This is a genomic window from Modestobacter sp. SYSU DS0904 (genome assembly GCF_054051115.1).
On record NZ_JBJHAQ010000009.1, the window covers coordinates 11435 to 37630 of the forward strand.

Here is a 26196-nt window from a genome sequence, read left to right on the forward strand (position 1 = left end):
GGGTCAGCCGGTGACGGTCCCGTCGGTGGCGACCGTCAGCCGGCCGGCCTCGACGGCCGCCTGCAGCGCGGCCTCGAGCACCGACTCGATCGCCGGGGTGCGACGGCGGTGCCCGAAGACCTCCGCGGTGCGCGCCCGCAGCTCGTCACCGGCGAGGCTCCCGGCCGCCCGGGTGAGGGCGACCATCGCGTTGCCGATCTCGCGCGGGGCCACGTGCTCGAGCGGCCGCTCGGTGGCGGTGGCCTGCCGGCGGAACCAGGTCCACTCGGCCGGGTCGGTGCCCTTGGGCCACAGGTGCTCGCCCTGCAGTGCGCTGGGCGGCAGCAGGTCCATCAGCGCGTCCCGCCGGGCCTTGCCGACCCGGGTGAGGCCGAACGCGCCACCGGTCAGCCGGGCGAGCCGGTCGCGGTGCACCGGACCCTCGGCCCGGATGCCGGCGTTCAGCACCCGCCGGACCAGCCGGGCGACCGCCGGGTCGGACAGCTGGTCGAGCAGCGCCTTCTCCCCGGCCGTCCTGGGCGACCAGGCGATGAACGGCAGCTCCTCGTCCAGCGGCGCGGCGGCCGGCGTCGCCGACCGGCTGCGCGGCCTCCCGACCGCAACCGCGGCCGGCGTCGCCACGGCGTCCTCGACGGGGGCCGGCTCCTCGGCGACGGGTTCCTCGACGACGGGTTCCTTGACCTCGATCTCGACCGCGGCCTCGACGGCCGGCTCCGCCGCCCGCGCCACCGGACGGATCGGGATGACGTCGGCCAGCGGGCCCTCGTCCGCGGCGTCCTCGGCCGGCCCGGCCGCAGTCGCCGGAGCCGCCGGGGCAGCCACCACCGGAGCCGCCACCGGCTCCACGGCCACCGGCTCCGCGACGACGACGGGGCGGGGCAGCGGAGTGGCGTCGACCGCGGCGACCAGCCGGTCGACCACGGCGTCGGCGTCGGCCAGCCAGGTCGGCAGCCAGACCCGCTCCACCGCGGGCCAGCCCAGCAGCCCGGAGAGGACCTCCACCGGCAGGCCGTCCCGGTCACCGACCGTCTTCCGCCGGGCCCAGGCGGGCCCGTCCAGCAGCACCGCGAGCACCGGCGCGTCCGGGGCGACCGACCGGGCGACGGTCAGGTCGACCCGGAAGTCCGACAGCCCGACGTCGGTGCGGACCACCAGTCTGTGCTCCCGCAGCGCGGTGGCGATCTCGTCCCGGTGCCGGTCCGGCGCCCCGGCCGGGCGGGCCCCGCGCGGGAGCGCGTCGGTGCCCAGCGCCGCCAGGTCCAGGTAGGCGCGCAGGTGCTGCACGCCCAGCGAGGCGGTCTGCTCCGCGCGCAGCTGCTCCGGGGCGAACGAGGTGAAGACGACCACCTGGCGGCGGGCGCGGGTGACCGCCACGTTGAGCCGCCGCTCGCCCCCGGCCCGGTTGAGCGGGCCGAAGTTCAGCGGCAGGTTCCCGCGCTCGTCGGGGCTGAAGCCGGTGGAGAAGAGCACGACGTCCCGCTCGTCGCCCTGCACGTTCTCCAGGTTCTTCACGAACACGCCCTCGCCGTCGGTGCGGTCGAGCGCGTCGACCACCCGCTGGTCGCCGCTGTCGCGCAGCTGGGCCTCGATCAACGACCGTTGCGGCGCGTTGAAGGTGACCACCCCGATCGAGGGGACCGCGGGCGCGGCCACCTCGAACCGGCGCAGCACCTCCGCGACCACGGCCGTTGCCTCCACCGGGTTGGTCCGCAGCAGCCGGCCGCCCCCGGTGCGGTGGAAGGTGCCGTCCACCTGCACCAGCGACACCCCGCGGCCCCCGGGCCCCGCGGACGCGCGGCCGTGCGCCGGCGCCGGGAAGGTGGCCAGCCGGTTGTCGTAGTACTGGGCGTTGCTGAAGGCGATCAGCGTCTCGTCCTGGCTGCGGTAGTGCCAGGACAGCCACTGCCGCGGCACCCGGGCCTGCACGCACTCCGACAGGATCGACTCCTCGTCGGCGACGGTGTCCTCGGCCGGTTCCTCGTCGGCCGCGGACGGGTCACCGAACGTCGTCGGCGGCAGCTGCTTGCTGTCACCGACGACGACCGCGGCGCGGGCCCGGCCCAGCGCGCCGATCGCGTCGGCGACGCGGATCTGCGAGGCCTCGTCGAAGACCACCAGGTCGAACAGGTCGGCGTCGGCCGGGAAGAAGCGGGCCACCGAGTCGGGGCTGACCAGCACGCAGGGCAGCACCGCGGTGACCAGCTCCCCGTACTCGGCGATCAACCCGCGCACGCCCAGCCCGCCGCGCTGCCGGTTCAGCTCACGCTGCAGCGCGCCCACCCGGCTGTCGCCGGTCGCCGGGTCGAACGGCCGGGCGGCCAGCACCCCGGCGGGCACGGCGCAGGTCAGGTGCGACCGGACCGCCCGCGACGCCGCGGCGAACCGGTCGATCGTCGCCTCGTGCCGGCCGGCGTCGAAGGCGCTCAGTCCGGTGGCGGCCCGGCGCTCGGCGAGCGACGCCTCGGCCAGGCCGCGGTCGAAGGCGCGCACCGCGTCCCCGGCGGGCAGCTCGCCGTGCACCAGCAACCGGCGGGCCTCGGCGAGCCCGGACAGCCGCAGCGGCTCCAGGGTGTCCAGCAGGCTCACCCAGCGTCGCAGCGACATCGGGTGCACGTACTCCACGCCCCGCTCGGGGCGGGTCATCGTCCAGTGCAGCACCAGCCCCTGCTCGCCGCTCCAGGCCGCGAGCTGCGCCGACGTGCTGGAGCACGCGGTCAGCAGCGCGGTGACCGCGTCGCGCAGCCGGAGCACCAGTTGCGCCGCGGCGGGGTCGGTGGCTGGCGTGGCGGCCAGGAACCGGCGCACCGCCCCGGCCAGCCCGGTCGTCCCGTCGGCGGTCGCCGCGGCCCGCCGCAGCCAGCGGGCCTCGGCCGCCAGCAGGGTGCGGCCGGCGTCGGTGAACGGGGTCCAGCCGGCCGGTACCTGCAGTCCGGGGACGGCGGTGGCGCGGGCGGCCAGGGCCTGCACGGCCGTCTGCGCGGCGCGCAGCGTCGCGGTCAGCTCGGGCACGTCCTTGGTGCGCAGCGTCGCGCCGTCGCGCAGCACCCCGGCGAACCGGCCGCGCACCTCGGCGAGCTTGCCGCGCCGGCCCAGGAGGGAGCCGGCGGCGGCCTCCTGCGCCTGCACGAACAGCTCGCCCAGCGGCAGGCCGAGCGCCTCGGGGGTGACGACGTCGAACGCGGGGGAACCGGCCGCGGCCAGCGCCTCGACGTCGGCGAGCAGGTCGTCGGTGGCGGCCGCCCAGCGGGGGCTGCGCACCTGGTCGAGCACGTCCAGGCCCAGCGGCGGCCCGGCCAGCAGGTGCGCCAGGTCCTCCAGGTCCTCCGGGGTGCGGACCGCCCGCAGCACCGCGGCCAGCGCGCCCTCGCCGGGCAGCTGCCGGATGGCGGTGTCGACGGCGACGGCGGCCCGCTGCACCACCTCGATGTCGATGTCCACCGTGTCCAGGAACGCCCACGCGTGGCCGGCCGAGGGGCGGGCCAGGTCGGCGATGTCCGGCAGCAGCGCCAGCGCGCGGCGCACCGCGGTGACCGTGTCGGCGTCGGCCTGGCCGGCGAAGACCGGTGGCACCGGCAGCGGCCGGACCGCGTCCCCGGCGGCCAGCACGGCGGTGCGCGCCGAGTAGTACGACAGCCCGGCCGGGTTGGGCGCGTGCAGCCGCTCGGCGTAGCGGTCCAGGCTCCGGCGGGCCGAGCGCAGGTCCTCCGCGTCGGCGGCCAGGCCCTGCTCGTCGACCTCCACCGCGTGGTCCAGCGCCGCCCGGATCTGCGCCCGGACGACGGCCGGCCGGCTGCCCTCGTCGTGCAGGTCCAGCGCGAACGGGCCCATGCCGACGGCGTCCAGCCGCCGGGCCACCACGTCCAGCGCGGCGCGCTTCTCGGCGACGAACAGCACCCGCTTGCCCTCGGCGACCGCCCGGGTGAGCAGGTTGGTGATGGTCTGCGACTTGCCGGTGCCGGGCGGGCCCTCCAGCACGAAGGTGCGCCCGGCGACCGCCTCGGCGACCGCGCGCAGCTGCGAGGCGTCGGCCGGCACCGGGCACCCGGCGGCCAGCTCGTCGAGGTCGACCGCCCCGGCGGTGTCCGGCGCCGGATCGGCGAAGGGGCCGTTCGGGTCGTGGACCAGGTGGGCGACCAGCGGGTTGCGGGCGAAGTCGGCCCAGTGGGCGTCGAGGTCCTGCCAGAGCCGGTGCTTGGCGAACTGCAGCACCGCCAGGTCGGCCGTCGGCTCCACCCGCCACGGCAGGTCGCGCGCGGCCAGCGCCTCGCGCACCGCCTGCAGGGCGGTGCCCAGCCGCACGCCGTCGGCGCCCTCGGCCAGGCCCGGCACGGTCAGCCCGTGCAGCCGGCGCAGCTTCTCCAGCAGGCACCAGTTCGGGGCGGCGACGCCGGCCTCGTCGACGGTCAGCCGGTAGGCGCCGGTGCGCGAGGCCGGGCTCAGCAGCACCGGCAGCAGCACCACGGGCGAGCGCAGCGGGCGGCCGTCGGCCTCCCAGACCAGGCTGCCCAGCGCCAGGTACAGGTTGTTCGCGCCGGTCTCCTCGACCACCGTGCGGGCCCGGTGCGCCAGGCCGCGCAGCCGGGGGAGGTACCCGCTCCCGGGGACGTCGGTGTGCACGCTGCGGCGCTCGGTCAGGATCTCGGTGAGCAGGTCGCCGGGCAGCTCGCGGGCCGCGCGCACGCCGCGCTCGCGCTGCACGCCGGAGAGCGCGTCGGCCGGCAGCAGGGTGAGCGTGCTGCCGCCGGTGAGCAGCTCCTCGAGCAGCGGCAGCGCGTCGTGCGGCACGGTCAGCGGGACGCCGGCGCGCTCCCCGTAGTTGATCAGCCGGTTGCGCAGGCCCAGGTCCAGCAGCGCGTTCTTCCACTGCTGGACGCGCGCGGGCGGCCCGGGCCGGCCCCCGGGTGCCGACGGCGCCGGCCCGTCCTCGGCGGTGGCCGCCGGGCCGGTGGCGGGCCGGGGCTCCGGCAGGAGCTCGCCGTCGGCGGTGCGCACCGGCAGGGCGCGGACACCCTCCCGGCGGGCGCGGGCGACGTCGGTGACGCCCAGCAGCCGGCCGAGGTCGCCGGAGAGCCAGGCGGCGTGGGCCGGGCGGTGCAGGTCGGCGACGTTGTTCCCGCCGGCGGCCAGCAGCGTCGTCTCCACCAGCCGGATGACCCCGAGGTCGACCAGGCCGACCAGGCCGGCGAGGTCGGTGGTGGCTGCGGTCTCGGCGCTGCGCTCCTCGCGCCAGTACCCGCAGAAGGCGTGGCCGTCGGCGACCCAGACCAGCGGCCGGACGCCGGCCCGCTCGCAGGCGGCGGCGAGGGTGAGCGTGGTGTCCAGGCTGGTGCCGACGCCGCCGGCGAGCACCTCGCCCGGGGTGCGCACGACCTGGCCGACGTCGGTCCAGCTCACCGGCGGCAGCGTGGGCCGCACGCTGCACCGGCGCATCGCCCAGACCAGCGCGTCGACCACCTCGTCGACCCGCTCGGGGCCCTCGTCGTAGCCGGAGAGCGCGCGGCTGCCGGTGCCCTCCTCCAGCAGGTCGCAGGCGTCGTCGAGCAGGCGGTCGATCGCCGGGTCGTGCGGCAGCACGTGCGCGGCCAGCAGCTCCAGCGCCAGCGGCAGGGGAGTGGCCAGCCACTGCCCCGGGGCGAGCACGTGCACCGGGATCCGCCGGGACGCCAGGGTGCGGCCCGCGGCGGTCAGCTCGACGCGGACCCAGCCGGACCGGCGGTCGGGCAGCTGCAGCAGGGCACCGGCGTCCAGGGCGAGCCCCACGTCCCCGACGACGGTGGTGTGCCCGGCCGCCAGGTCGACCAGCCGCTCGACCGGGGGACCGACCGGCCCGCCGTCGTCGGTCACCGACAGCCGCACGGTCGCGCCGCGGACGGTGGTGGCACTGTGCACCACCAGCCGGGAGACGACCGGCACCCCGTTGTGCGCCAGCGCGGAGCTGAGCACGGGGACGGCGGTGAGCTCCAGGGAGACCGGGTGCTCAGCGGGCGGGTGGAGGGGGTCCTCGGCGGGCGGCGGAACGGGCACATCGGCCTCGTGCTGCAGGTCGGCGACGTTCCCCATGGGCACTGTCTACCGGTTCGGACGGACCGGTCCGGCGCACCCGGCCGACACGTGGTGCCGGTGTGACGGCAGGTGTCTGGTGGGGGCCGATGGCACCGGTCTCAGAGCAGGGCGAGCTGACTGCAGGCGGGGCAGAGCGAGTCGCAGACCTCGGGCTGCGGGGGCCAGGGGACCTGCTCGTCGCGGGCGACGTACACGCCGCACAGCGCGGTGCGGCCGCGGGCGCCGCGGAGCCCCAGCGTGGCGTGCGCGGGGCCGATGAGCCGGGGCTGCTGACCGGCCGGGTCCGACACGGACCCGACCATCATCACGGCGCGCCCCGTGCGGTAGGTGAATCCCATGCCCGCCACCATGTGAGACGGCGGCGGCGTTCCGGCGATCAACACGCGGGTGACCCCGGGGCCGGTGCCCCAGCGTCCCCAGGCGCCCCACCGAACGGGCGCGGACGCGCCACCGCCGCCGGCCCGGTGCGGGCCGACGGCGGTGACGAGGTGCGCGGGGGGTGCCGGTCAGGCGTTGAAGCCCGCGCGGTCGACCTTGCGGTGGAAGCGGTCGCCGAGCTTGCCGCCGAGGATCGCGCCGATCAGCGTGACCACCAGGACGGCGACCAGGGCGATGATCCCGGCGGTGGTGGCGGTGCCCTCGTCGACCGGGATGCGCGGCAGGTTCAGCTGCGACAGCACGTTGTACTCCGCGCCGAGCACGGCGCCGAGGACGGCGAGCACGATCACCACGAGCAGCCCGACGACCCAGACGGCGATGCCCTGGCGGACGCCGTCGAAGCGGGCCATCCGGCCGGCGACGTACCCGCCGGCGAGGTAGGCCAGGAACAGCACCACCAGCAGCGCGATGCCGCCGCCGATGCCGACGGTGCCGGGCTGCTCGGTGACCTGGTCGGTGTCCAGGCCCTCGGTGAGGCCGATGGCGACGCCCGCGGCGGAGATCGCGGCGATCAGCAGCACGGCCAGGCCGTTGGCGGACAGCCAGCCGAAGAAGGCCGCGCCCCACTTGATCCCGCCGAAGCGGTCGTGCTGGGCGTCGACCGCGTCGCGGGCGGTGCCCCTGGTGGCGCGGGCACCGGCGGCGGAGTTGTTGCGGAACTCCGTGTCCCGGGCGTTGGTGGCGGCGCCGGCGGGATCGGGTGACGAGCTGGTGGCCATGGGTTTCTCCGAGGGGTGGGGCCGGGTGGGGTGGACCCCGGGCCGGCGGGTGCGGTCACCCGTCGGCCCGGGGGTGGGGTCAGCGGGTGGAGCGACCCTCGCTGCGGCCGTCGGTGTCGGCCTCGATCTGCTCCTTGCGCACCGAGTCGCTGACCGTCTCCTGGCCGGTGACCGTCTCGGTGTCCAGCCGGACGCGCTCGACCGGGACGGTCTCCTTGGCGACCACCGGGCGCTCGGCGTGCAGCGTCACCTCGTGCTCCTCCTCGGAGATCGCCGGGCCGTCGAGGGCGGCCTCGCGGTTGGCGTCGGTGATCGGCTCGCGCTCGAGCCGGACCTCCTCGTGGGAGACCGGGACGGTGGTGGTCACGTTCTCGGTGACGACGTACTTGCGCAGCCGGGCCTTGCCGGCCTCGACCTGCTGGGTGCCGACCCGGAGCTGCTCCTCCGAGCGGGTCATCGCCTCGTCGGTGGTGGGGCCGGAGGTGTCGTGCCCGGTGGTGCCGTGCCGGTTGGTGTCGGTGGTGCGGCCGGCGGTGGTGTCGTCGAAGCCGGCCGTGCCCTGGGTCCGGCCCGCGGTCCCGGTCTCGGTGCCCGTGCCCACGCCGTAGTAGCGGTAGAGCTCGGCCTCCTCGTCGGGGCTCAGGTGGCCGGAGTCGGCGTCCATCCGCGGCGCGTCCTTGACCTTGGCCTTCTGGTACGGCACGCGCAGGGCGCCGTCGGCGAACTGGGCGTCGGCCAGCGGGACGAACGTCTCCGACGTGCCGAACAGGCCGGTGCTCACGGTGGCCCACTCGGGGCGGCCGGTCGAGTCGTCCAGGTAGACCTGGCCGACCTTGCCGAGCTTGTCGCCGTCGGCGTCCACGGCGGTCGTGCCGATGACGGAGTGGATGTCCTGCTCGGTGATCACGGATGTCTCCTCAAGCGAAAGGGGGTGCGGATGCGGCCCGGGTGGCCTCGCGACGTGCGCGCCGGCTGCCCTGGCGGACCTCTGGTAGCCCGCTCGTTTACGCCGTAAACAACCCCGGGGTGTCCATCGCGGAAACGGTGTGGCGCGGTCACGCGCTGACGTCACCGGCCCGGCCCCGGACGCACAGCGGCGCCGCCCCGGGATGTCCGGGACGGCGCCGCTGTGCCCCTCCTGGCAGGGGGATCCGCACGGTCAGTGCGGGAGGGCCACCTCGCGCTGGGCGCGGCCGGCGTCGGCCTGGCCCGGACCGGCGTTGGTCGCCGACGCGGGCGGCTCGTCGTCCTCCGGGTCGAGCATCGTCGCCTCGTCGAACGGCCGACGGCCGCCGAGCACCGCGTCGAGCTGCGGGCGGTCCAGCTCCCGGGTCCAGGTGGCGATGAGCACGGTGGCCACCGCGTTGCCGGCGAAGTTGGTCAGCGCGCGGGCCTCGGACATGAACCGGTCGATGCCGACGATGAAGCCGACGCCGTCCAGCAGCTCCGGCTTGTGCGCGGCCAGCCCGCCGGCCAGCGTGGCCAGGCCGGCGCCGGTGACCCCGGCCGCGCCCTTGGAGGCGATGATCATGAAGACCAGCAGCCCGATCTGCTCGCCCACCGACAGCGGGTCGCCCAGCGCCGAGGCGATGAACAGCGAGGCCATGGTCAGGTAGATCGCGGTGCCGTCGAGGTTGAAGGAGTACCCGGTCGGCACCACGATCCCGGCGACCGGCTTGCTCACCCCGGCGTGCTCCATCTTCGCGATCAGCCGCGGCAGCGCCGTCTCCGAGGAGGAGGTGGAGACGATCAGCAGGAACTCCCGGCCCAGGTAGCGGAGCAGGGTGAACAGGTTCACCCCGGCGACCAGGCGCAGCAGCGTCCCGAGGACGACGACCACGAACAGCAGGCAGGTGGCGTAGAAGCCGAGCATGATCACCGCCAGGCTGGTCAGCGCGTCGACACCGGTCTCGCCGACCACCGCGGCGATCGCCCCGAAGGCGCCGATCGGCGCGACCCACATGATCATCGCGAGCACCCGGAAGACCAGCTTCTGGAAGTGCCCGATGCCGCGCAGCAGCGGTTCGCCGGAGCGCCCCATCGCCTGGATGGCGAACCCGACCAGCAGCGCGACCAGCAGCGCCTGCAGCACCGAGCCGTCGGTCAGCGCCGAGACCAGCGTCTCCGGGATGAGCCCGAGCAGGAAGTCGGTCGTGCCGCCGCTCTCCTCAGCCTGGGAGGCCAGCCGGGCGCCCTCACCGGCGAGCTCGTCGCTGAGCTGCAGGCCGTCGCCGGGGTGCAGCAGGTTGCCCACCAGCAGACCGATGGCCAGCGCCACGGTGGACATCAGCAGGAAGTAGCCCAGCGCCAGCCCGCCGACCCGGCCCACCTTGGCCGCCTGCCGGATCGACCCGATGCCGAGCACGATGGTGCAGAAGATGACCGGGGCGATCATCATCTTGATCAGCCCGACGAACGCCGTGCCGAGCCACTTGAGGTCCGTGGCGAACTCGGGGAGGACGAAGCCGACGGCGATGCCGAGGATGACCGCGGCGATCACCGCCAGGTAGAGCCAGTGGGTGCGGTCGCGCCGCTTCGCCGGTGGTGGGGGCTGGGTGTCGGTGCTCGAGGCCAAGACTGCTCCTGTGGAGTCGGCCGGGGGAGCGGGGAGCTCCGGGATGGTCTCCCGCACCCTGCGGCACGCCGTGACCCGGGTCACCCATTCGTTCATTTCGTTCACCGGCCGGTGCGGCACCCGGTCCGGTGGGGACACTGCACCGGTGCGCACCCGCGAGCCGAGCCGACGCCGGCGGGAGCCCGGCCTGGCCCGCCGGCTGCTGCTCCTGCAGGCGCTGGTCGTCGCCGTCGTCGTGCTGACGTCGGCGGTGGTCGCCTGGCTGGACGCGCGGGAGTCGGTGGTGGAGGCGGCGGAGGCCCGGACGACCGCGGTGGTGGAGAGCCTGAGCTCCTCCCCGCTGGTGCGCGACGCCGTCCGGGGCCCCGACCCGACCGCCCGGCTGCAGACCTACGTCGAGCAGGTGCGGACCGAGGCCGGCCTCGGGTTCATCACCGTGCTCGCGCCCGACCGGACCCGCTACACGCACCCCGACCAGGCCCAGATCGGCCGGCCCTTCCTGGGCACCATCGCGCCGGCGCTGGCCGGTGACACCTTCACCGAGACCTACACCGGCACGCTGGGGCCCTCGGTGCGCGCCACCGGCCCGGTGCGGGACGAGCGCGGCGAGGTCATCGCCCTGGTGTCGGCGGGGATCACGGTGGATCGGATCGGTGCGGACCTGACCGCGGCCCTGCCCGGCGTGGTCGGGACGGCGGTCGCGGCGCTCGCCGTCGGCGCGGCCGGCAGCTGGGCGCTGAGCCGGCGGCTGCGACGGCAGACCCACGACCTCTCCGCCCGGGAGATCGGCCGCGCGCTGGAATACCACGAGGCGGTGCTGCACGCGGTGCGCGAGGGGCTGCTGCTGGTGGGCGGGGACCGGCGCGTGCAGTTGGTCAACGACGAGGCCCGCCGTCTGCTCCAGCTCGACGGTGACCCCACCGGGCGGCGGATCGAGGAGCTCGCGCTGCCCGCGGAGCTCACCGAGCTGCTGGCCGGGCAACGGCCGGCGGTCGACGAGGTGCACGTGACGGGAAGCCGGGTGCTGGTGGTCAACCAGGCGGCGGCCCGTGCGCCCGGCCGGTCGGCCGGGGTGGTGGTGACCCTGCGCGACCACACCGAGCTGCAGACGCTGACCGGGGAGCTGGACAGCGTGCGGGCGTTCGCCGAGGCGCTGCGCGCCCAGGCCCACGAGGCCGCCAACCGGCTGCACACCACCGTCTCCCTGGTCGAGCTCGGCCGGACCGACGAGGCCGTGCGATTCGCCGTCGCCGAGCTGGCCACCGCCCAGGAGCTCACCGACCGGGTGGTCGCCGCCGTCGAGGAGCCGGTGCTCGCCGCCCTGCTGCTGGGCAAGGCCGCGGCTGCCCACGAGCGCGGGGTGCGGCTGGAGATCGACCCGGTCACCGCGGTGACCGCGACCGGGCTGCCCGCCGGTGACCTGGTCACGATCGTGGGCAACCTGGTCGACAACGGCGTCGAGGCCGCCCTGGCCGGCGACCCGCCGCGCGAGGTGCAGGTGGCGGTGTGGACCGAGGAGGAGCGGCTGGAGATCCGGGTCGAGGACACCGGTCCCGGCGTGCCCGCGGAGCACCTGGACGACGTCTTCCGGCGCGGGTGGACGACGAAGGGTGCCGACGGGGCGGGCGCCGGCCCGGGTCGGGGTCAGGGACAGGGACCGGGTCGGGGTCTGGGCCTGGCGCTGGTCGCCGCGGCGGTCCGCCGGCTCGGGGGCACGCTGGACTGCCGGCCGGGCCCCGGTGCCCGGTTCGAGGTGTCGCTGCCGGTGCGGGCCGGCGCCGAGGTGCGGCGGGAACCGGGTGCGGGCCTGAACGGGGTGCCGGCGTGAACGGGGGGCGGGCGTGATCGCGGTGCTCGTGGTCGAGGACGAGCCGGTGGCCGCCGAGGCGCACCGTGCCTACGTCGACCGCACGCCGGGCTTCGCCACCGCGGCGGTGGCCGGCACCGGCGCCGTCGCGCTGGACGCGCTGGCCCGGGTGCGGGTCGACCTGGTGCTGCTGGACATGAACCTGCCCGACACCACCGGCCTGGAGCTGTGCCGGCGGATCCGCGGTGCCGGCGCGGACGTCGACGTGCTGGCGGTGACCTCTGCCCGAGAGCTGGCCACGGTGCGGGCGGCGGCGGCCCAGGGCGTCGTCGGCTACCTGCTCAAACCGTTCACCTACCCGACGCTGCGCGACCGGCTGACCACGTACGCCGAGTACCGGGAGCGGCTGCGCAGCGGGGGAGAGGTGGCCGGCCAGGACGACGTCGACCGGGCCCTCGCCGCGGTGCGGGCACCGCTGCCCGCGGCGCTGCCGAAGGGGATGGGCCGGGAGACGCTGGACCGCGTGGTCGCGGCGCTGCGCGGCGGGGACGGGCTGTCGGCCACCGAGCTCGCCGCCCTCGTGGGCGTCTCGCGGATCACCGCGCGCCGGTACCTCGAGTACCTCGCCGAGAGCGGGGTGGCCGACCGGGTGCCCCGCTACGGCGGCGCCGGTCGGCCGGAGCACGAGTACCGCTGGCGGTGACCGGCGCCGGCCGGCTGCTCGGCGGTCCCGTCGGAGGCCCCCGCCAGAGGCCCTTGGCAGAGGTCCCCGTCAGAGGTCGAGGACCGAGCCGTCGTCGGAGTTCCTCGCCTCGTGCAGCACCCGCTCCAGCCGGTCGAGCAGGTTCTCCAGCGCCTCCTCGAACTCCGCGGCCGACTTGTCCTGGGACAGCAGCGGCTCGGTGCGCAGCAGGGCCGGGTAGTCGGTCAGGTCGGTGGCCCGCTGGGCCTCCGGATCGCCCTCCGGCTGGTCGAGCAGGCTCACCTGCGCGCCGATCTGGGTGACCTCCAGCAGCAGGTGTCCGAGCAGGAAGCTGGAGTAGGCCCGGTAGGCGGCGACGGCGGCCTGGTCGGAGAAGCCGCTGTCGCACAGCATGCGGAGGAACGCCTCGACCATCCGCAGGCTGCGCAGCGGCGGACGGACCCACGGCGCGGCCGGGGGCCGGCTGGCCACCAGCGGGAAGACCGCCGGGTGGGCCAGGGCGATCCGGCGCACCCCGTGGCCCAGCCGCATCAGGTAGTCCTGCCACCCGCTGGCGTGGTCCAGACGGAGGTCGTCGGGCTCGTCGTCGTCGTCGAACAGGCTCTCCACGACTCTGTCCACCACGCCGTCGAGCAGGTCCTCCCGGCCGGGCACGTACCGGTAGAGGGCCATCGCCTCCACGCCCAGCGCCGCACCCAGCCGGCGCATGGTCAGCGCGCTCAGGCCGTGCTCGTCGATGAAGCCGATCGCCGCCTGCAGGATCCGCTCGCGGTCCAGCCCCGCCGGACGGGTCAGCTCGCTGGCGGCATCGGTGCCCTCGGTCACCGCCACCAGGTCGGGGTCGCACTCGTCGTCGGTCGTCTTCTCCACCACTGCCCGTCTCCTCGACTTGCCCCCGCGGCCAGTGTCCCCCGTTGCTCGAGGTCACCGGTCACGTCCCTCGGCGACTACCCCACCCCGGGGACTCGATGCCCGCGCCGCTAGCACGGTGCTTGCAGTTGTTAGCGACGGGTGGGCGCGGGTACCGGTGCCACGTCAGGCCATCCGCCGACCCGGGAGTCCTCGTGACCGACCAGACCACGCTCATCACCCAGCTCCGCGCACTGCTCACCCTCACCCGGACCGAGGAGCAGATCGCCCGGATCCGGACCACCCAGGCGCGCACCGACGCGGTGCGCCGGGAACTGCAGCAGAACGCCGAGCACGCCGTCGAACGCGCCGCGGCCATCACCGAGCAGCTGCGCGCGCTCTCCGGCACCGGCGACGTCGTCGCGCCGGTCGTCGGCCGGCTGACCGCACTGGTCAAGGGCACCCTGGACCAGGCCGAGCCGATCGACGAGGCGCTGCTGGGCGACCTGCAGCTGGAGCACCAGCTGCTCGACCGCGCCACCTACCTGAAGGTGCTCGCCCAGACCGCCGAGCAGCCGGCCGTGGCCGAGCTCGCCGAGCGGCTGATCACGGCGCACTCCGCGACCGTCGAGTGGCTCACCGTGGTGCTGGCCGAGCAGGCGCTCGGCGGGCCGGCCGCGCTGCGGGCCACCCCGTTCCAGAAGGTGGCCGGTGGCGCGAGCAAGCTGGTCAACCTGCCGGTCCGGGTCGCGGCCGGCACGGTCAACCGCGCCGTCGGCAGCGCCCAGCACGCCGGCGACTCCGCCGGCGGCACGCTGACCAGCGTGGTGGACGACGTCCGCGGCCGGGCGACGGCGTTCACCGGCGCGGTGCGCGAGACGCTCACCGTGGGCCGGCTCGCCTCCTTGCGCCGCGCCGAGCGGATCGCCCAGCGCGAGGGCGACACCGAGGCCGCCGAGGCGGTCGCCGCGACCCGGCGGGAGCTCGGCGACGTCACCGCCGAGGAGCTGCCCATCCCCGGCTACGACTCGATGTCGACCGCGCAGATCGCCCGCGCGGTCCAGCAGCTCGACGACCCCGCCGACGTGAACACGGTCATCCGCTACGAGGAGACGCACAAGGCGCGCTCCGGCGTGGTCAGCGCGACCCAGACCCGGCTCGCGGCGCTGGCCAAGGACGCCGTCGGCGTGCCCGACTGACCCGGGTCCGCCCGGCCCGAGTCCGTCCGGGCGCGGGCCGGGCGTCCCCGGCCGCTCACCCACCGGCACGACCGCCCGTTGCGGGCAGGTGTCGTGTGCATCACGGTTATGCGAAGGCGCTGTCGGGAAACACAGTGCTTCATGACCACTCTGCCTGAGGTCGCCATCACCCCCGAGGTGCTGGAGAGCGAGTTCTCGCTCATGACCGCCGTGACCCGGCTGGACTTCCTGAGCCGCCGGGACAACGTCGCCATCGACACGCCGACCGACAACGCCGAGACCGACGACGACTGGCTGTCCTTCAAGGACGTGGGCACCTCGCTGGACGTCGAGGAGGCCCTCGAGCTGCTGGCCCTCGGCGAGGTGGTCGCCCGCAAGGCACACAGCAACCGCCACCTGGGCATCCGCGCCGCCCTGCGCGGCGGCGCCGGCTGGCAGCAGATCGCCGATGCGCTCGGCACCTCCCCGCACGCCGCCTGGGAGGACCACACCGCGTGGCTCGACGAGCAGGAGCAGGCCCGCGAGCGCGGTGACGCCGACGCACTGGACGCCGCGGCGGTCACCGCGGCGCGCGAGCGGGCCGGCGGCCGCCCCGCCTGAGCAGACCGCCACGACGGCGCCGCCCCACGCGGGGCGGCGCCGTCGTCGCGTGCGGGGCCCATCGACTCCTCGACTCCTCGACTCCTCGACTCCTCGACTCCTCGACAGCTCGACTCCTCGACATGTCGACCTGGGCACGAGTCGACCCGGGAGGGTCCGCCGGGCAGGATGCCGGGGCGGGCACCCGGTCACGGCTGACGGGCGGTCGCCACCGGGGCCCGCTCCCAGCGGCCACGGAACCGAGAGGAACCCGAGCACGCATGAGCGCCCCCGCAGACAGCACCCCCACCCGCCGGTCGGTCGTCGTCACCGGCGCCACCGGGGGCATCGGCGGGGACTTCGTCCGTGCCTTCGCCGCCCTCGGCGACGACGTGGTCGCGACCGACGTGCCCCGCGCCACCGAGGCCGGTGCGCGGCTCGCCGCCGAGGTCACCGCGACCGGGCCCGGCCGGGTCACCTTCGTGCCGGCGGACATCACCTCCGACGAGGACCTGGCCGCCCTGGTGGCCCGCGCCGTGGAGACCAGCGGCGGGGAGACCAGCGGCGGGGTCGACGTGCTGGTCAACAACGCCGGCATCTTCATGGACCTGGGCGGCAAGCGGCCGATGACCGAGGTCGACAACGACAGCTGGGACCTGGTCATGCGGGTCAACGCCCGCGGCACCTGGCAGGCGATCAAGGCCGTCGTCCCGGCGATGCGGCGGCGCGGTGGCGGCCGGATCGTCAACATCTCCTCCGGCACCGTGCACAACGGCACCGCCGGGTTCGTGCACTACGTGGCCAGCAAGGCCGCCGTCGAGGGGATCACCCGGGTCGCCGCGCGGGAGCTCGGCCCCGACGGCATCACCGTCAACGCCGTCGCGCCCGGGCTGGTCGAGACCGAGGCCGCGGTGCGGATGAACAGCGCCGAGTACCTGCAGCGGGCCGCCGAGTCCCGCTTCATCGTCCGGGGCATGAAGCCGCGCGACCTGGTCAGCGCCGTGCTGTGGCTCAGCGCGCCGGAGAGCGGGTTCGTCACCGGGCAGACCGTCGTCGTCGACGGCGGCCAGCTGCTGGCCTGAGGGCACCTGCCGGTCCGCGGCGATCGAGAGGGAGGAGGCCGGGTGGCCGAGGAGTTCGAGTACCTGTTCCGCGCACCGCGCAGCACCCCGGAGTCGCGGGGCGGCCGCCCGCCGCAGCCGCGGGTGGAGCACCGCCCGGGCATGGTGATCGAGCGGGACGTCGCCGTCCCGTTCGGCGACGGGCGCTCCGTGATGTACGTCGACGTCTACCGGCCCGACACCGACGTGCCCGCCGCGCCGCTGATCAGCTGGTCGCCCTACGGCAAGCACAACCCGGCGCCGATCGGGCAGATCTACCCGAACGCCGGGGTCCGGCCGGAGTGGACCTCCGACCTCACCACCTTCGAGGCGCCCGATCCCGAGTACTGGCTGCCGCACGGCTACGCCCTGGTGCTCGCCGACTGCCCGGGCACCTGGTACTCCGAGGGCCGGGCCACCTACCACTCCCCGGAGGAGGGGCAGGCCTTCGCCGACCTGGTCGAGTGGGCGGGCACGCGGCCGTGGAGCGCCGGGAAGGTCGGCCTGTCCGGGGTCTCCTACCTGAGCAGCCTGCAGTGGCGGGTCGCCGCGCTGAACCCGCCGCACCTGGCCGCGATCAACCCGTGGGAGGGGTGGAACGACACCTACCGCGAGGTCGCCCGGCACGGCGGCATCCCGGAGACGTCGTTCTGGCCCTACATCTGGGAGCGCTGGGGGGCCAGCACCACCGAGATCGAGGACCTCGAGGCGGAGACGGCGGCGCACCCGTTCCTCGACGCGTTCTGGGCGTCGAAGGTGCCGCCGCTGGAGGACATCCGGGTGCCGGCCTACGTCGTCGCCAGCTGGGCGGACCAGGGGCTGCACTCCCGCGGGACGCTGGAGGGCTTCCGCCGCATCTCGTCGGCGCAGAAGTGGCTGGACGTGCACGGCCGCAAGAAGTGGGCCTACTACTACGAGCCGGAGCTGGTCGAGCGGCAGCGGGCCTTCTTCGACCACTTCCTGCTCGACCGGGCCGGCACCGGCATCGAGTCCTGGCCGCGGGTGCGGGCCGAGGTGCGCGAGCGGTACTACGAGGGCACCTGGCGGGACGCCGAGCAGTGGCCCCTGGAGGACGTCGGGTACCGGCGGCTCCACCTGCGCGCCGGCGACGGCGCCCTCGACTGGACGGCGCCGGCCACCGAGGAGGAGGCCGGTTACGACGGGCTGGGCAGCGGCCTGGCCCCGCGCCGGGCGACCTTCGAGATCACCTTCCCGGAGCCGATCGAGCTGGTCGGCCACGTGACGGCGACGCTGTGGATGTCGGCCGACGAGGCCGAGGACATGGACGTCTTCGTCGCCCTGTTCAAGCTCGACGCGCAGGGCCGGCAGGTCGGCTTCCCCTACTACGGGCAGTTCGAGGACGGCCCGGTCGCCGTCGGCTGGCAGCGGGCCTCGCACCGCGAGCTGGACCCGGAACGGTCCACCGCGTACCTGCCGGTGCTCGCGCACCGGCGGGCCCTGCCGCTGGTGCCGGGGGAGCCGACCCGGCTGGACATCGAGGTGTGGCCCTCGGGCACCCGGTTCGAGGCGGGGGAGAAGCTGCTGCTGGTCGTCCAGGGCAGCGACGTCATGCGGTACCCGCGCCACCTGACGTTCGCCCGGCACGACGAGACGGTGAACTCCGGCCGGCAGGTGGTGCACACCGGCGGCCGGTACCCCTCGCACCTGCTCGTCCCGGTCCTGCCGGCCCGGGAGGCGTGACCGGGCCCGGCGCCGGCCGGACCGGTCAGCGGGGGAGCAGGACGGCGGAGTCGGCGTAGCACCACGCCCAGTGCTCGGACCGCTCGGCGGAGGCGACCACCGGGTGCGCGGTGGCGGTGAAGTGGGCAGTGGCGTGCCGGTTCGGGAAGGAGTCGCAGCACCCCACGTGGTCACAGCCCAGGCACCGCCGCAGGTGCACCCAGGAGCCGCCGATCGCCAGGCAGTCCGGGCAGACCGTCGCCGGGCCCGGCGGCTCGGGCAGCCCCGCGGTGTGCCCGCAGGTACCGCCGTCCTGCACCCGCCAGCTGGTCATCGTGCCCTCCTCAGGAGCCGGCGCGGAGCGGGAGCCGCACGCGGAACGTCGTCCCGGCCGGGCCGGTCGTGTAGGTCAGCGAGCCGCCGTGCCGCCGCTCGACGATCCGCTTGGCGTTCTCCAGGCCCAGCCCGCTGCCCTGGCCCGCGGGCTTGGTCGTGACGAACGGCTCGAACAGCCGCGGCTGCAGCTCGGCCGGGATGCCGGGGCCGTCGTCGCCGATCTCCACGACCACCGACCCGTCGTCGGCGCGGGTGCGCAGCGTGAGCACGCCCGAGCCGTTCATCGCGTCGGCGGCGTTGTCGATCAGGTTGGTCCACACCTGGTTCAGCTCGGCGGGGTAGCCGGGCACGACGGGCAGGTCGGCGGCGTACTCCCGGTGCACCGCGATGCCGGTGAGCTTGCGGGCCAGCATGACGAGCGTGCTCTCCAAGCCGGGCTTGAGCGGAACCTCGGAGTGCTGCGCCTGGTCCAGGTGGGAGTACTGCTTGACCGCGCCGACCAGCGCGGAGACCCGGGTGGTGGCCTCCTCGATCTCGCTCATCAGCGCCTCGGTCTCCAGCGTGTAGCGCATCCACCCGAAGGCGGCGTCCCACTTCAGCCCGCCGTCGACCTGCTCGACGACGTCGTCGACCCAGGTGGCGTCCAGCCCCGCGGCGGCGAACACCGGGGCGAGCTCCCAGGCGTGCGCGACGCCGCGCTCCTCCAGCCGGTCGGAGATCGCCTCCTCCAGGTCGCTCTCCTCCAGCGCGGAGAGCTCCGGCCGCGGCTTCATCGCCCGCTCGACGGACTGCTCCTGGACGCTGACCAGCGTGGCCACCAGCTCCGGCGACAGCCCCTCCTTGGCCAGCAGGCCCAGCTTGTTGCGCATCCCCGAGATCCGGGTGCGCAGCTGCTCGGTGGCGCGGACCGCGGCGGCGGCCGGGTTGTTCAGCTCGTGGGCGAGGTTGGCCGACAGCACGCCGAGCTGCACCAGGTGCTCCCGCTGGCGCATCGTCGACTCGGTGGCCCGCACGCCCTCGTAGATGCCGTCGAGCAGGTGCACCGCCATCGGGCACTGCTGCTGCACCAGCTCGGCGAAGTCGGCGGCCGCCAGCCGCAGGAACCGGCTGGGCCGGGTGGTGCGCATCGAGCTCTGGTAGCGCTGCGGCGGCCCGGCGGTGAAGGCCCGGACGGCGCCGGAGTACGACCCGCGGTGCGACGTCTCGTTGATCACCACGTCCTCGCCGGTGGCGTGCTTGGTCAGCAGCAGCGTGCCCTCGAGCAGCACGAACAGCGCCTCGGCCGGCTCGTCCTCGGCGAACACCACGGCGTCGGCGTCGAACACCCGCACCTCGGCGCGCTCGGCGAGCCAGGCCAGCACGTCGTCGTCGAGGGACTCGAACAGGAACAGCGACCGCAGCTCGTCGATGCCGACCCGCGGGCTGGTGCTGGTCATGAGGTGCCTTCCAGGTAACGGTGCACGAGGGTGACGGCCATCGCGCCCTCGCCGACGGCGCCGGCGACGCGCTTGACCGACTCGGCCCGGACGTCGCCGGCGGCGAACACCCCCGGCACCGAGCACTCCAGGTGGTAGGGCGCCCGGGTCAGCGGCCAGCCCGCCGGCGGGCGGCCGTCGCCGTCGAGCAGCGCGGGGCCGGTGCGCAGGAAGCCGTGCTCGTCGCGGGAGAAGGCGTCCCCGAGCCAGTCGGTCAGCGGCCGGGCGCCGATGAAGACGAACAACCGGGACGCCGCGACGGTCTCGGTGCCGCCGTCGGCGGTGTCGGCGAGCACCAGCCGCTCCAGGTGGTCCCCGCCCTCGACCGCGACGATCTGGGTGCAGGTGCGCACCTCGATGACGTCGGAGGCCTCGATGCGCGACACCAGGTACTCGCTCATGCCGCGGCGGATGTCCGGACCGCGGCACAGCATCACCACCCGCCGGGCGTACTTCGCGAAGTGCAGCGCGGCCTGGCCAGCGGAGTTGGCCGCGCCGACGACGTAGACCTCCTCGTCCCGGCAGCCGAGCGCCTCGTGCGGGTCGGCGCCGTAGTAGACGCCGCGGCCGGAGAACTCCTCCGCGCCGGTCGCCGGCAGCCGGGTCCACTGCACCCCGGTGGCCAGGACGACGGCGTGCGCGGTCACCTCGGTGCCGTCGGCGAACCGCAGCACTCGGCCGTCGCCGCGCGGGGCGATCTCGGTGATCTCGGCGGTGGTGACCACCTCGACGCCGAACTTCACCGCCTGCTCCCGCGCCCGCATCGCCAGCTCGGCGCCGGAGACCCCGCGGGGGAAGCCCAGGTAGTTCTCGATCCGGCTGCTGGTGCCGGCCTGGCCGCCGGTCGCCGTCCGCTCCACCAGCAGGGTGCGCAGCCCCTCGCTGCCGGCGTAGACCGCCGACCCGAGCCCCGCCGGACCGGCGCCGACGACGACCACGTCGTAGAAGGGGCTGCCGGCGCTGGTGGGCAGGCCGCACCGCTCGGCGACGTCGCGCAGCGCGGGCCGGCTGAGCACTGCGCCGTCGGGGAAGACGGTGGCCGGCAGCAGGGCGTCGTCGGTCAGCCCGGCGGCGGTGCGGACGGCGGTCGCGGCCTCGCCCTGCAGATGCCGGTAGGGCACCTGGTTGCGGGCGAGGAACTCCTTGAGCTGCTGGGTCTCGGCCGACCACTGGTGGCCGAGCAGGGTGATCCCCTCGAACGCCGCCGGCGCCGCCCGGCACCACTGCTCCAGCAGCTCGTCGAGGACCGGGTAGAGCTTCTCCTCCGGCGGGTCCCAGGGCTTGAGCAGGTAGTGGTCCAGGTCGACGTCGTTGATCGCCCGGATCGCGGTGTCGGTGTCGGCGTAGGCGGTCAGCAGCACGCGCTTCGCGCCGGGCACGAGGTCCATCGCCTGCTCGAGGAAGTCGACGCCGGTCATCCCCGGCATCCGGTGGTCGGCGAGCAGCAGGGCGGTCACCTCGCCGCGGGCGGTGAGCTCGCGGAGCACGGTGAGCGCGTCGGGGCCGCTCTCGGCGCGGACGACGCGGTACCGGTCGCCGTAGTGGCGGCGGAGGTCGCGGGCGACGGCGCGGCTGACGGCGCGGTCGTCGTCGACGGTGAGCAGGACGGGTCTTGCGGGCACGGCGCCTCCGGTCCAGGCCGCGAGGGGTGGTCGCCCCGGGTGGGGTTTCCCCCGGTGGCACGGCTCATCCAACCCCTCCCGGGCGTCCACCGGTAGCCGTCCCGGTCTCCTGGCAGGCTGGCCGGGTGGACGGGGCGTGGGGCTGGGTCGTGACCGCCGTCGGTGGGCTGGTGGTGCTGATCGGATTGCGGGACGTCTTCAAGACGTTGTGGCACCCGACGGGCAGTGGCTGGCTGAGCAGCCACCTGATGTCCGCTGTGTGGCGGCTGACGAGGTCGAGACGGCAGCGTGGGCGGTCCGGCGTGCTGTCCGGGCCGACGGCGTTGGTGCTGGTCATGGCGGCCTGGGTGATGGTGCTCGTGCTCGGCTTCGCGCTGGTGTACTGGCCGCACCTGCCCGACGGGTTCGTGCTGAGCAGCGACCTCGACCGCTCCGAGCGGGGTGGCTGGCTCGACGCGCTCTACACCTCGACGGTCACGCTGGCGACCCTCGGGTTCGGTGACGTCACACCGGCTGCGGACTGGCTGCGGATCGTCGTCCCCGTCCAGGCGCTGCTCGGGTTCGCCCTGCTCACCGCCGGGGTCACCTGGGTGCTGCAGATCTACCCGGCACTCAGCCGACGGCGCGCGCTCGCGCTGCAGCTCTCCGGCCTGCGGCGGGTCGGGGTCGCCCGGTTCGTCGGCGCTCCGGAGGGCTGGTTGCCCGCGTCGGTGGTGGCGACCCTGGCCGACGACGTCGTCCGCATCCGGGTGGACGTCACCCAGTACTCCGAGACCTACTACTTCCGCGACGGGGACGACGACGCATCGCTGGCCGCCGTGCTCACCACCGCGTGGGACCTGCAGCACGCCGCGCGCGATGCCCCTCGGGAGGACGTCCGGATCGCCGGGCAGCTGCTCGAGCAGTCGGTGCACGACCTCGCCAAGATCCTGGACGATGAGTTCCTGCAGCGGGGCGGCAGCGTCGCCGAGGTGCTGGACGCCTTCGCCGCCGACCACGGCCACCAGGCGCTCGGCCGCGACTGACGTTCAGGTCGCCGGGCGCACCGTGCGCGGCATCGCCAGCGCCATCACCAGACCGAGGCCCACCACCCCGGTGCTCACCCCGAACGCCCACTGGTAGGACAGGTTGTCGGTCAGCCAGCCGGCGACCAGCGGCCCGCAGACCGCCCCGAGGTCGGAGGTCATCTGGAACACCGCGACCACCCGGCCGCTCCGCGCCGGGCTGACGTCGCCCACCACCGCGGCCGGCACGCTGGCCAGCAGCGAGGCGGCCAGGCCGAAGCTGGCCATGGAAAGCAGGAACGCGCCCGTCGCGGGCGGCAGCACCAGGACGGCGAGGGACGCGGTGGCCAGCCCCGCACCGAGGACGAGGGAGGGACGGCGGCCCCACCGGTCGGCGAGCGTGCCGGCGCGCAGCAGGCCGACCGCCTGGGCGACCGAACCGGCCAGCAGCCCCGCGCCGGCCCAGGCGACCGTCTTGCCGAGCTCCTCGGTCACGTACAGCGGCACCAGCGAGTTGCGCACCCCGAAGAGCACCCAGCCCACGCCGAGGTTGACCACCAGTGCGGTCAGGTAGGCGCGCGAGCGCAGCGCCGCGCGCAGGCCGCCGCCGGGCGCCTCCGTGCCGGGGTCGGCCGCGGGGTCGGCGCCGCCGCCCTGGTCCACGCCCGGGGCCACCGGCTCGGCCGGCGCCTCCGACGGCGGCTGCCGGGGCACCCGGAGCAGGACCATGGCCACCGCCCCGGCGACCAGCAGGAAGCCGGCGTAGACGAAGAACGGCAGCCGCGGCGAGATCTCGGCGAGGAAGCCACCGGCCCCCGGGCCGGCGATGCCGCCGAGGATGAAGCCGCCCTGGTAGGTGGCCGCGGCCCGGCCGCGTTGGGCCGACGGGGCGGTGCGCAGCAGCAGCGAGAGGGCGGCCACGGTGAACATCGCGCTGCCCACGCCCCCGGCGGCGCGCAACGCCACGAACACCGGATAGGTCGCGGCGAGCGCGGCCGCGCCGGTGGTGAGCGCGACGATCACCAGACCGGCCGCCAGCACCAGCCGCTCGCCGATCCGCTCGACCAGCGAGCCACCGGCGAACGCGGAGACGAACCGGAAGAACGCGAAGGCGCTGACCGCGAAGCCGATCGCCGTCGTCCCGACCCCGTAGGAGCGGGCGAACAGCGGGATCGCCGGCGCGACGATGCCGAAGCCCAGCGCGACGACGAAGGCGACGAGGGCGAGCACGCGGACCTCGCGGGGCAGTGCGGTCTCCCCGCGGCGGCGTCGCACGAGGAGCGATCCTGACACGCCCCCCCGACCGCTACGGCGTGAGCACCAGCCGGCCGGCCACGTCACCGGCGCGCAGCCGGTCCAGGGCGTCGTTGACCTGCGTCAGCGGCAGCGTGCCGGCGACCGGGGAAGTGAGCTGGCCGGCCGCGGCCAGGGCCACCGCCTGCTCCAGCTCGGCGAGGGTGTTGCCCACGCTGGAGACCACCCGCTGCTCGGCCACGACCATCGCCAGCGGGCTCACGGTGAGCTGGTCGGCGCTGTACCCGACCAGCACCAGCCGGCCGCGCCGGCCCAGCACCGCGGTGGACAGCTCGAGGGTGGCGGTGACGCCGGCCAGCTCCACGACGACGTCGGCGCCCTGACCGCCGGAGAGCCGGGCCACGGTGTCGGTCAGGTCGGCGGGGGCCACCGCCGCCGTCGCCCCGGCCGTGCGGGCGGCGGCGCGGCGGGCGTCGTCCCGGCTCACCGCGACGACGGTCGCCCCCCGGCGCCGGGCCTCCTGCACCGCGGCCAGCCCGACCCCACCGCTGCCCATGACCACCAGCAGGTCACCGGGCTCGACGGCGGCCTCGGAGAGCGCGTGCACCGCGGTGGTGCCGGCGCAGCACAGGGGCGCGGCCTGCTCGAACGACAGCTCGTCGGGCAGCCGCACCAGGCAGTGCGCCGGGACGACCAGCTGCTCGGCGAAGGCGCCGTCCGCGGCGAACGCCAGCACGCCGCGTGGGGCCAGGCAGAGGTTCTGCCGCCCACGCAGGCACCAGCGGCAGGCCCCGCAGAAGAGGTAGTAGTAGACGGCGACCCGGTCGCCCGGGCCCCAGCCGGTGACCGCGGAACCGACCGCCTCGACCGTGCCGGCGGCCTCGTGCCCCAGGGTCATCGGGGTCCACGCCGGCGCGTAGAGCCCGTCGGTGAAGTGCAGTTCCGTGCCGCAGACGCCGGCGGCGCCGATGCGCACGCGCACCTCGTCCGGGGCGGGCTCGGGCACCGGGACGTCGTCCAGGGCAAGTGGCTGGTGCGCCGCGTGGAAACGGGCAGCGAGCATCGGGCAGCTCCCTCCGCCGGTACGAACCGGATCAGGTTGGACGGTCGGCGGGGGTCGTCCGCCGTCTCAGCCCGCGCCCGGGCTCCCGTGTGCACCGCAGAACCTACCCGGCGTGCTCGAGGGGCTCGACCCGGCGCAGGAAGGAGCGGATGGCCAGGTGGTGGGAGAGCGGCTCGCGGTGGTCGTCGCACGCCGTCCAGACCTTCTCCCGGTCCGGGGTGTGCAGCTTCGGGTTGTTCCAGACGAGCCGCCAGCGGGCGGGGTGGGCGCAGCCCTTGGCCGAGCAGATCACCGGGGTCGTCGCGTCGGTCACCGGTCGAGTGTGCCGGGCGCTCTCCAGCGGTGTGTCAAGGGCGTCGGCGGATCTGTGGACGAGCGTCTGACCTGCGGATTCGACTGGTCCGACGAGCCGGGTCCCGCTAGACTTCGAACACACATTCGAATCGGTGGGGGGGTGTCCGTGGGCGACTCTTTGACGCTGGATGCCCCTGCGCCGAACGTGGTCGCGGAGCTGCCGGCGAAGGGCCTGGACGAGCTGTCCGCGGCGCTGGATGCGTTGGCTGGCTCTGGGTTGCACGGGCTGTCCGACGGTCAGGTGCTGGATCGGACTGCACTGCTGGTGGCCGCGCGGAACCGGTTGGATGCGGAGCTGACCCGCACGGTGCGGCACGCAGAGACGACGCAGGCGTGTGAGCGGGATGCGCTCAAGAGCATGCGGTCGTGGTTGATCGGGCACGTGCGGGTGGCGCCGACCGAGGCGTCGCGGATCGTGCGGGCCGGTCGGGTGCTGGAGTCCTTCCCGGTGCTGGCGGCGGGGTTCGCCGCGGGTGCGGTGAGTGCGGCGCAGGTGAACGTGGTGGCGGAGAAGGTCGGCCCCGGGGAGGTGGCGAGGGCGCAGGAGCAGGACGTGGACCTGGCGGCCTTCGACCAGGTGTGGGCGCAGGTGGCAGCGGAGTCGCCGCACCAGTCGTTGGTCGCTGCGGTGCAGGCGTTCACCGAAGCGCTGGACCCCGACGGCCCGGAGCCGGACCCGACCGAGGGCCGGCGGTTCACCATCGTCAAGCACGCCGACGGCAGCGTCACGGGTCGGTTCGAGCTGGATGCCGTGGGTGGGGAGAAGGTGCAGGCGGCCGTTGAGTCCCACGTGCAGGCCGACCGGCCGAAGGGTGATCTGCGGACCCGGTCCCAGCAGCAGGCGGACGCGTTCGTGCAGCTGTGCGACAACGCGCTGGCATCGGGGAACCTGCCGACGCTGCGGACGGTGAAGCCGCACGTGGTGGTCGGCATCGACCTCGACGACCTGGTCGACCCCGCCATCGGCGCGGGTGCGGCGGAGCTGGGGTTCGGGGCGACGATCTCCGCCGCCCGGGCCCGCTACCTGGCCTGCGACGGGAGCATCTCCCGGATCGTGATGGGCCCCGACGGCGTGCCGCTCGATCTCGGCCGGGACCACCGGGTGGTCACCCCCGGCCTGCGCAAGGCCGTCGAGCGGCGGGACAAGTCCTGCGTGTTCGCCGGTTGCGGCGCCCCGACCTGGTGGTGCGACGTGCACCACCTCATCCACTGGCTCCACGGTGGCGAGACCAACCTGGAGAACTCAGCGCTGCTGTGCGAGCGGCACCACACCAAGGTCCACCACGGGTTCCGGGTCGAGCGACAACCCGATGGCCCATGGCGCACCTGGCGACCCGACGGCACCGAGATCATCCTCGGACCACCGATCACGTGAC

Annotated in this window: 20 protein-coding genes; 8 read left to right on the forward strand and 12 right to left on the reverse strand. The window is 75.1% G+C overall.

What is annotated here, in order from left to right:
- Nucleotides 1–3: 3 nt before the first annotated feature.
- The 5 genes from ACI79U_RS08270 to ACI79U_RS08290 all read right to left on the reverse strand — a co-directional run bounded on the left by ACI79U_RS08270 (nucleotide 4) and on the right by ACI79U_RS08290 (nucleotide 9795).
- Entirely contained in the window at nucleotides 4–6060 is a 6057-nt protein-coding gene (locus ACI79U_RS08270; protein ID WP_457069750.1) for a DUF3320 domain-containing protein, read from the reverse strand.
- Between the two features lie 101 nt (nucleotides 6061–6161).
- Nucleotides 6162–6401 carry a hypothetical protein gene (locus tag ACI79U_RS08275; protein WP_457069752.1) on the reverse strand — a complete coding sequence of 80 codons (240 nt, stop codon included), beginning with the start codon at nucleotides 6399–6401 and terminating at the stop codon, nucleotides 6162–6164.
- Nucleotides 6402–6569: 168 nt separating this feature from the next.
- Nucleotides 6570–7220, reverse strand: coding sequence for a hypothetical protein (locus tag ACI79U_RS08280; protein WP_457069754.1), 651 nt, complete (start codon nucleotides 7218–7220; stop codon nucleotides 6570–6572).
- Between the two features lie 79 nt (nucleotides 7221–7299).
- Nucleotides 7300–8127, reverse strand: a complete 828-nt coding sequence (locus ACI79U_RS08285) for a DUF2382 domain-containing protein (protein ID WP_457069756.1) — start codon at nucleotides 8125–8127, stop codon at nucleotides 7300–7302.
- Nucleotides 8128–8379: 252 nt separating this feature from the next.
- The gene (locus ACI79U_RS08290; RefSeq protein WP_457069758.1) at nucleotides 8380–9795 is read right to left on the reverse strand and encodes a cation:dicarboxylate symporter family transporter; all 1416 of its coding nucleotides are present in this window, start codon (nucleotides 9793–9795) and stop codon (nucleotides 8380–8382) included.
- A 43-nt stretch (nucleotides 9796–9838) separates the two neighbouring features.
- Between ACI79U_RS08290 and ACI79U_RS08295 the strand changes: the two genes are divergently transcribed.
- Nucleotides 9839–11623: a sensor histidine kinase gene (locus tag ACI79U_RS08295; RefSeq protein ID WP_457069760.1), complete on the forward strand. Its 1785-nt coding sequence runs from the start codon at nucleotides 9839–9841 to the stop codon at nucleotides 11621–11623.
- A 13-nt stretch (nucleotides 11624–11636) separates the two neighbouring features.
- On the forward strand, nucleotides 11637–12305 hold the full coding sequence (locus ACI79U_RS08300) for a response regulator (protein ID WP_457069762.1): 669 nt from the start codon (nucleotides 11637–11639) through the stop codon (nucleotides 12303–12305).
- Nucleotides 12306–12374: 69 nt separating this feature from the next.
- Here ACI79U_RS08300 and ACI79U_RS08305 read toward each other — a convergent pair whose 3' ends face one another.
- Nucleotides 12375–13175: a TetR/AcrR family transcriptional regulator C-terminal domain-containing protein gene (locus tag ACI79U_RS08305; RefSeq protein ID WP_457069764.1), complete on the reverse strand. Its 801-nt coding sequence runs from the start codon at nucleotides 13173–13175 to the stop codon at nucleotides 12375–12377.
- Between the two features lie 194 nt (nucleotides 13176–13369).
- Here ACI79U_RS08305 and ACI79U_RS08310 point away from each other — a divergent pair, with 194 nt between their 5' ends.
- The 4 genes from ACI79U_RS08310 to ACI79U_RS08325 all read left to right on the forward strand — a co-directional run bounded on the left by ACI79U_RS08310 (nucleotide 13370) and on the right by ACI79U_RS08325 (nucleotide 17733).
- A complete protein-coding gene (locus tag ACI79U_RS08310; protein WP_457069766.1) occupies nucleotides 13370–14353 on the forward strand; it encodes a ferritin-like domain-containing protein in 984 nt (327 codons plus the stop codon).
- Between the two features lie 141 nt (nucleotides 14354–14494).
- Complete coding sequence (locus ACI79U_RS08315) at nucleotides 14495–14953, forward strand: hypothetical protein (protein ID WP_457069768.1); 459 nt, start codon at nucleotides 14495–14497, stop codon at nucleotides 14951–14953.
- Nucleotides 14954–15213: 260 nt separating this feature from the next.
- Nucleotides 15214–16014 carry an SDR family NAD(P)-dependent oxidoreductase gene (locus tag ACI79U_RS08320; protein ID WP_457069770.1) on the forward strand — a complete coding sequence of 267 codons (801 nt, stop codon included), beginning with the start codon at nucleotides 15214–15216 and terminating at the stop codon, nucleotides 16012–16014.
- A 42-nt stretch (nucleotides 16015–16056) separates the two neighbouring features.
- Nucleotides 16057–17733 (forward strand): CocE/NonD family hydrolase, encoded by a 1677-nt coding sequence (locus ACI79U_RS08325; protein ID WP_457069772.1) that lies wholly within the window; start codon nucleotides 16057–16059, stop codon nucleotides 17731–17733.
- Between the two features lie 25 nt (nucleotides 17734–17758).
- On the opposite strand, the gene ACI79U_RS08330 is transcribed toward ACI79U_RS08325, so the two are convergent.
- The 3 genes from ACI79U_RS08330 to ACI79U_RS08340 are packed head-to-tail and all read right to left on the reverse strand — an operon-like array spanning nucleotide 17759 to nucleotide 21145.
- Nucleotides 17759–18046, reverse strand: a complete 288-nt coding sequence (locus tag ACI79U_RS08330) for a UBP-type zinc finger domain-containing protein (protein WP_457069774.1) — start codon at nucleotides 18044–18046, stop codon at nucleotides 17759–17761.
- Between the two features lie 10 nt (nucleotides 18047–18056).
- Nucleotides 18057–19484: a sensor histidine kinase gene (locus ACI79U_RS08335; protein ID WP_457069776.1), complete on the reverse strand. Its 1428-nt coding sequence runs from the start codon at nucleotides 19482–19484 to the stop codon at nucleotides 18057–18059.
- Nucleotides 19481–21145, reverse strand: coding sequence for an FAD-dependent oxidoreductase (locus ACI79U_RS08340; protein ID WP_457069778.1), 1665 nt, complete (start codon nucleotides 21143–21145; stop codon nucleotides 19481–19483). The genes ACI79U_RS08335 and ACI79U_RS08340 overlap by 4 nt, the downstream gene beginning before the upstream one ends.
- Nucleotides 21146–21270: 125 nt before the next feature.
- On the opposite strand from ACI79U_RS08340, the gene ACI79U_RS08345 reads away from it, so the two are divergent.
- Entirely contained in the window at nucleotides 21271–22170 is a 900-nt protein-coding gene (locus ACI79U_RS08345; protein WP_457069780.1) for a potassium channel family protein, read from the forward strand.
- Between the two features lie 3 nt (nucleotides 22171–22173).
- On the opposite strand, the gene ACI79U_RS08350 is transcribed toward ACI79U_RS08345, so the two are convergent.
- The 3 genes from ACI79U_RS08350 to ACI79U_RS08360 form a co-directional block, all read right to left on the reverse strand.
- The gene (locus tag ACI79U_RS08350) at nucleotides 22174–23424 is read right to left on the reverse strand and encodes an MFS transporter (RefSeq protein WP_457069782.1); all 1251 of its coding nucleotides are present in this window, start codon (nucleotides 23422–23424) and stop codon (nucleotides 22174–22176) included.
- A 31-nt stretch (nucleotides 23425–23455) separates the two neighbouring features.
- On the reverse strand, nucleotides 23456–24466 hold the full coding sequence (locus tag ACI79U_RS08355; protein WP_457069784.1) for an alcohol dehydrogenase catalytic domain-containing protein: 1011 nt from the start codon (nucleotides 24464–24466) through the stop codon (nucleotides 23456–23458).
- Between the two features lie 103 nt (nucleotides 24467–24569).
- The gene (locus ACI79U_RS08360; RefSeq protein WP_457069786.1) at nucleotides 24570–24779 is read right to left on the reverse strand and encodes a hypothetical protein; all 210 of its coding nucleotides are present in this window, start codon (nucleotides 24777–24779) and stop codon (nucleotides 24570–24572) included.
- Between the two features lie 147 nt (nucleotides 24780–24926).
- On the opposite strand from ACI79U_RS08360, the gene ACI79U_RS08365 reads away from it, so the two are divergent.
- Nucleotides 24927–26195, forward strand: a complete 1269-nt coding sequence (locus tag ACI79U_RS08365) for a DUF222 domain-containing protein (protein ID WP_457069788.1) — start codon at nucleotides 24927–24929, stop codon at nucleotides 26193–26195.
- The last annotated feature ends 1 nt before the right edge of the window (nucleotide 26196 follow it).